Source organism: Mesorhizobium sp. M1E.F.Ca.ET.041.01.1.1, from assembly GCF_003997355.1.
Lineage (GTDB): Bacteria > Pseudomonadota > Alphaproteobacteria > Rhizobiales > Rhizobiaceae > Mesorhizobium.
This window is the reverse complement of the sequence record NZ_RZSL01000417.1, coordinates 1-5,567: the sequence shown is the minus strand read 5'-3', so window position 1 is coordinate 5,567 and position 5,567 is coordinate 1. Positions and strand designations below refer to the sequence as shown.

Genomic DNA, 5,567 nt, shown 5'->3' with positions numbered 1-5,567 from the left:
TGGCTGAAGAACAGGCTAAGTGGCACGCCGAAGAGCTCGGCGAAGGCCCTGAGGTCGCCGAGCGAAGGGATCGACAGGCCGCGCTCGACCTGGCTGATCCAGCCGACCGAGCGGCCGAGTTTCAAAGCGATCTCGGCAAGCGTCAGCCCGCGCGCCTTGCGCAGCGCGCGAATATCGCCGGCCAGCAGCCGTTCGCCATTATCCTGTTCCGATCTGACAGCGGTCGAGGCCAATCGCGTCTCTGTCCGAAATTGAGCGTGAAAAAATCTGAACGATTTTCATGAGAAAGCAAGCCCATGAAAAAATCAAGTGGATTTTCATGAAACACAAGATTTGCTTGCGTGATTTTGGCGGTTGATGCAAAGGCTCGCCTACGAACGGCGGGTGGGGCGTCCGGTCGGGACCAGTTTAGTTTTTGTGTCTGCGGATGGTCGTTGCGGAAACCGGATTCCGGCCATGCCTGAAGGGACGGCCCATGCTGGATAAGAATAGCCGGATGGCGCTCGATGCGGCGACCGTCGACGAGGCGATCACCTCGCGCCGGTCCGTGCGCGCCTTTTTGCCCGACATGGTCGACGACAGCACGATCCGCGATATCCTGGCGGTGGCGGCGCGGGCGCCGTCGGGCACCAACATGCGGCCCTGGCGGGTCTATGTGACCAAGGGCGAGGTCAAGCAGCGCATCAGCGACGCGATCCTCGATTCCGGCATCCGTGCCGAGAAGGCGGAATGGGACGAGTACCGCTACTATCCCGACCAGTTCTTCGAGCCTTATCTCAGCCGGCGCCGCGCCAACGGCTTCGGTCTCTACGGCGCGATCGGCATCGGCCGGCGCGAAGTCGACAAGATGCGGGCGCAGCATGACCGCAACTTCATCTTCTTCGACGCGCCGGTCGGCATGATCTTCACGGTCGACCGGCGGCTGAACAAGGGATCATGGATCGACTACGGCATGTTCCTTCAGAACATCATGGTCGCGGCGCGGGGCAGGGGGCTGCATACCTGTCCGCAGGCGGCCTTCGCGCCTTACCACCGGCAGATTCGTCCAGTGCTCAACATTCCCGACGAGGAAGTCGTCGTCTGCGGCATGGCGCTTGGCTATGAGGACAACTCGAAGCCCGAGAATGAATTCCGCACCGACCGCGCGCCGCTCGAGGACTGGGTGACGTTCGCGGAATAGTGCCGGCGCGGACCGAAGCCTTACCTGTTAGTGCACCTCGTAGCCGACTTCCTCGCTGGCGTGGCACAAGGCCTTCCAGAACGAGCGCGCGAAGGAACGGAACACATAGATGTCGAACTGGTCGGCGCCGCTGCGCTGGATCTGTGCGAAGACGTCGTGATGATTGGTCGAGCGGCCGGCACCCAGCGGAAAGGCTGGCAAGGCGAAGTCGATGGCGAAGAATTTCGCCATCACCCACTCCGCTTTCGGCCCGGCGATACGGATCGCGGTGCGGCCATGCGAGAGGTCGGTAAGCGTGCCGATGGAGGGAGTGATCACGCCCGTGAACGCGGAAGCCAAGCCCTCGGTTTCGTCGACCACGGTGAATTTGCCCGGTGCGAAGCCGAATGCCGACTTCATGCCGTTGGTGACGCCGCCCCCGGCGCCATCCGGCAGAGCAAGGCCTGTAACCTTGTATATGCCGGACATCAGCCGCTTCTCTTCACCCGGCCAGGCCGCGAGCTGCAGGATCGAGCCTGGTCGCGTCTCGGACAGGATGACGTCGACGCCATGCTCGAAATTGCCATGTGAGCCCGGGTGATAGGCCGGCTCAAGCGGCGATTGGCGCTCAACCATGCATGCGGCTCCCGTCCGGATCGTAGAAATGATTGGAAACGATCTCGATCGGTCCAGACCGGCTGCGAAGCGGGTCGGAGACGAAGGCGCGCGTACCGTGGCGCGCCTTGCCATCCTTCACCAGCGCCAGCGCGATGTATTTGCCGAGCGCCGGCGAATAGCAGCAGGCCGTGATATGGCCGATCGAATCGTGCGGGTTCTCTTCGTCCAATTCCTCGACGATATGCGCGCCGCCGTTGAACGGGCGGTTGTCGAGCGAGATCAGGCCGACAAGCTGTAGCCGCTCCGGCGAGATCAGGCCTTCGCGGTCCATCATGGCCGAGCCGATGAAGGGCTTCTTTTTCGACAGCATCCAGTCGAGATGGAGGTCGCGCGCAGTGGTGCGGCCGTCGATCTCCGCGCCGGTGACGTGGCCCTTCTCGATGCGCATCGTGCCCAGCGCCTCGAGCCCGTAGGTGACCAGGCCGAACGGCTTGCCGGCCTCGATCAGAGCCTCCCAGACGCGCGTGCCGTAGCCGGCGCCGGAATAGACCTCGAAAGCCATCTCGCCGGAGAAGGAAAGGCGGCAGATCATCACCGGCACGCCGGCGATCTCACCACGGACGATGCCCATGAAGGGAAGCGTCGCGTTGTCGACGGCGGTGCCGGTAACGCAGGCGGCAAGGATGGCTCGGGCCTTCGGACCGCCGATCGCGGCACCCGCCCATTCGTCGGTGACCGAAGTGACGGTGACCTTCAGCTCCGGCCAGATGACGTCGAGGAAATATTCCAGATGCTGCATCACCTTGCCGGCATTGGCGGTGGTGGTAGTCATCAGGAATTCCTGCTCGCCGAGCCGCCACGTGGTGCCGTCGTCGAAGGCGAGCCCATCCTCGCGCAGCATCAGGCCGTAGCGGGCCTTGCCGACCGCGAGCGTCGAAAACATGTTGGTGTAGACGCGGTCGAGGAATTCCGCCGCATCCGGGCCCTGAACGGCGATCTTGCCGAGCGTCGAGACGTCGACGATACCGGCGCTCTCGCGCGTCGCCCTGGCCTCGCGCACATAGGCCTGCTCGACCGTTTCGCCGGCGAGGCCGTAGATCATCGGGCGATACCAAAGGCCGGCCGAATACATGGTCGCGCCGTTGTCGATGTGCCAGTCATGCATCGGCGTCAGCCGCTCGGGCTTCAAGTCGCCGAAGCGCTCGGCCGCCAGTGAGCCGATCGATACCGCCGTATAGGGTGGCCGGAAGCGCGTCGTGCCGACTTCCGGGATCGGCTTGCCGAGCGCTTCGGCCATGATGGCGAGGCCCGGCACGTTGGAGCTCTTGCCCTGGTCGGTCGCCATGCCGAGCGTGGTGTAGCGCTTCAGATGCTCGACCGAGACGAAGCCCTCGCGATGCGCGAGCCGCACGTCCTCGGCGGTCACGTCGTGCTGGAAGTCGACGAAGCTCTTGCCCTTGGCCTTGATCTCGAAGACCGGCGCCGGATCGGGGTCGCCGGGAGCTGCCTCGACGACTGGCAGAGGCGCTGGGGATGCGCTTCCGCCTGCGGCCTGAAGGCCAGCCGCGCGGCCCTCGGCAATGGCTTCCGCGGTCGAGAAACTACCGGTGAAAGCGCCGGCGCCGATCCAGCGTTGCGTCGGCTGCGGCGGCAGGAAGGCCTGCCTGCCTGGATCCCATTCGGCTTTCGCGCCGGCCTGGCTGGCGAGATGGATGGTCGGCGACCAGCCGCCCGACATAGCCAAGCAGTCGGCATGGATGCTGCGTTCGTCGCCGCTGAGCGCCCCGTTGGTCAGGTCGAAGCGCTGCACCTTGAGGCCGGTGAGCGCCTTGCCGCCTTCGGTCGCAACAACGGCATGGCCGGCGAGCAACTCAGCCTCTGCCTCGCTCGCCAGCCTGCTCATCTCGCTCGACACGTCCCTTCGGACATCGACGATGGCGACGACAGCGGCGCCGGCCTTCTTCAGCGCAACGGCCGAGCGATAGGCGCTGTCGTTGTTGGTGAACACAGCGATCCGCGCGCCGGGCAGCACGCCATATTCATTGGCGTAGCGTTCGGCCGCGTGCGCCAGCATGACGCCCGGACGGTCGTTGCCCGGAAACACCAGCGGACGCTCGAACGATCCGGTGGCGAGAACCACCGTCCTGGCGCGGATCGCCCAATAGCGCTGGCGCGGCTCGCCCTTGGCCGGAACCTCCTTATGGTCGGTCACCCGTTCGAGCGCGGCCAGCGTGTTGCCGTCGTAATAGCCCCAGACCGTCGTGCGCGGCAGGAGGCGGACATTGTCATTGCCTTCGAGCTGGCCGACGATGCGCCCCGCCCACTCGGCAGCCGGCGCGCCGTCGATCGTCTCGCCCGACCAGTTGGCCGAGCCGCCGAAGCGTGCCTCGAGGTCGGCCAGGATCACGCGGGCGCCCTGGTCTGCCGCGGCCTTCGCCGCCATCAGGCCGGCTGGGCCGGAACCCACGACCAGCACGTCGCAGAAGGCGTTCATGCGCTCGTAGCGCGAGGTGTCGGGGGCGACACCCGCTCTGCCGAGGCCGGCGGCGCGGCGGATGAAATGCTCGCAGAACATCCAGAAGCGTGTGCCCTTCAGCGGACCGATCACCGGCCCCATGAAGGTTTTGTAATAGAAGCCGGCCGACAGGATCTTGCCGCCGAGCTGGTTGATGGCGCTGATGTCCCAGGCGAGCGAGGGAGAGCGGTTCTGGCTGACGGCGACGAGCCCGTCATAGATCTCGACCATGGTGGCCGGGACATTAGGCTCGCGCACATCGCCGCGCAGCACCGTCACCAGGGCGTTAGGCTCCTCGACGCCGGCGGCGAGCAGGCCGCGCGGACGGTGGTATTTGAACGAGCGGCCGAACAGCGTGACGCCGCTGGCGAGCAGCGCCGAGGCGAGTGTGTCGCCGGCATGGCCTGTATAGGGCGCGCCGTCGAAGGTGAAACGGATGGTGCGCAGCCGGTCGATGCGGCCGCCGGTCTCGGTACGGCGGGAGCTCACGGCTTGCCCTCCGTCCTGTGGCCCGCGGATTTGTGTCCGCCGCGAGCAAAGGCCGTGCTCAGGATTTCATGGGTTACGGTGTTGCGCACGACGCGCAGATGCGCGCGGCAGCCGCCCGAATGCTGCCAGATCTCATTGTGGTCGCCGGCCGGGTTCAGCCGGTCGTAGACATAGGCGTTCCAGGCGTCGAGATCCTGCGAGGCCGGCTGCGGCCGCTCACGGTTGCCGTCGCCCTGGTAGGTGAACTCGATGACGTCGCGCGGGCCGCAATAGGGACAAGTGATCAGCATTCTGTTTCAAACCCTAATGCAACCGGGGGTTCGCACCCTGGCCTTTGTCGTCGATGATGAGGCCTCGATAGAAACGGTCCAGCGTGAAGGGCGCGTTGAACTCGTGCGGCTCGTCCTTGGCGATAGTCCAGGCGAAGCACCAGCCTGACGCGGGCGTTGCCTTGAAGCCGCCATAGCACCAGCCGCAATTGAGATACATGCCGGGCAGCGGGCCGGTGGTGATGATCGGCGAGCCGTCCATCGTCATGTCGCAAAGCCCGCCCCAGGAGCGCAGCATGCGCACCCGCGCCAGGCCCGGGAACAGCGCCAGCATCTCGCTCATCACCTCGTCGACGATCGGCAGGCTGCCGCGCTGGGCATAGCTGTTGTAGCCGTCGAGGTCGCCGCCATAGACGAGGCCGCCCTTGTCGGACTGCGAGATGTAGAAGTGGCCCATGCCGAAGGTGAGAACGGTGTCGACGACCGGCTTCAGCGATTCCGAGACGAAGGCCTGCAG

At 65.4% G+C, this 5,567-nt stretch carries 6 protein-coding genes; 1 reads left to right on the top strand and 5 read right to left on the bottom strand.

Annotated elements, in window-relative coordinates; translation table 11 throughout:
* Positions 1-233, bottom strand: a 233-nt coding sequence (locus EOA38_RS26450) for a helix-turn-helix transcriptional regulator (RefSeq protein WP_145966072.1), incomplete at its 3' end; no start/stop codon positions are given.
* 242 nt (positions 234-475) lie between these two features.
* Between EOA38_RS26450 and EOA38_RS26445 the strand changes: the two genes are divergently transcribed.
* Positions 476-1,180 carry a nitroreductase gene (locus tag EOA38_RS26445; RefSeq protein WP_127300615.1) on the top strand — a complete coding sequence of 235 codons (705 nt, stop codon included), beginning with the start codon at positions 476-478 and terminating at the stop codon, positions 1,178-1,180.
* A gap of 27 nt (positions 1,181-1,207) precedes the next feature.
* On the opposite strand, the gene EOA38_RS26440 is transcribed toward EOA38_RS26445, so the two are convergent.
* From EOA38_RS26440 to EOA38_RS26425, 4 genes are all read right to left on the bottom strand, one after another.
* A complete protein-coding gene (locus tag EOA38_RS26440; RefSeq protein ID WP_126093259.1) occupies positions 1,208-1,795 on the bottom strand; it encodes a sarcosine oxidase subunit gamma in 588 nt (195 codons plus the stop codon).
* Positions 1,788-4,781, bottom strand: coding sequence for a sarcosine oxidase subunit alpha (locus tag EOA38_RS26435; protein WP_127300614.1), 2,994 nt, complete (start codon positions 4,779-4,781; stop codon positions 1,788-1,790). Before EOA38_RS26435 ends, EOA38_RS26440 begins: the two co-directional genes overlap by 8 nt.
* The gene (locus EOA38_RS26430; protein ID WP_126093261.1) at positions 4,778-5,071 is read right to left on the bottom strand and encodes a sarcosine oxidase subunit delta; all 294 of its coding nucleotides are present in this window, start codon (positions 5,069-5,071) and stop codon (positions 4,778-4,780) included. Before EOA38_RS26430 ends, EOA38_RS26435 begins: the two co-directional genes overlap by 4 nt.
* 13 nt (positions 5,072-5,084) lie before the next feature.
* A partial coding sequence (locus tag EOA38_RS26425; RefSeq protein ID WP_127300613.1) for an FAD-dependent oxidoreductase occupies positions 5,085-5,567 on the bottom strand: 483 nt, incomplete at its 5' end.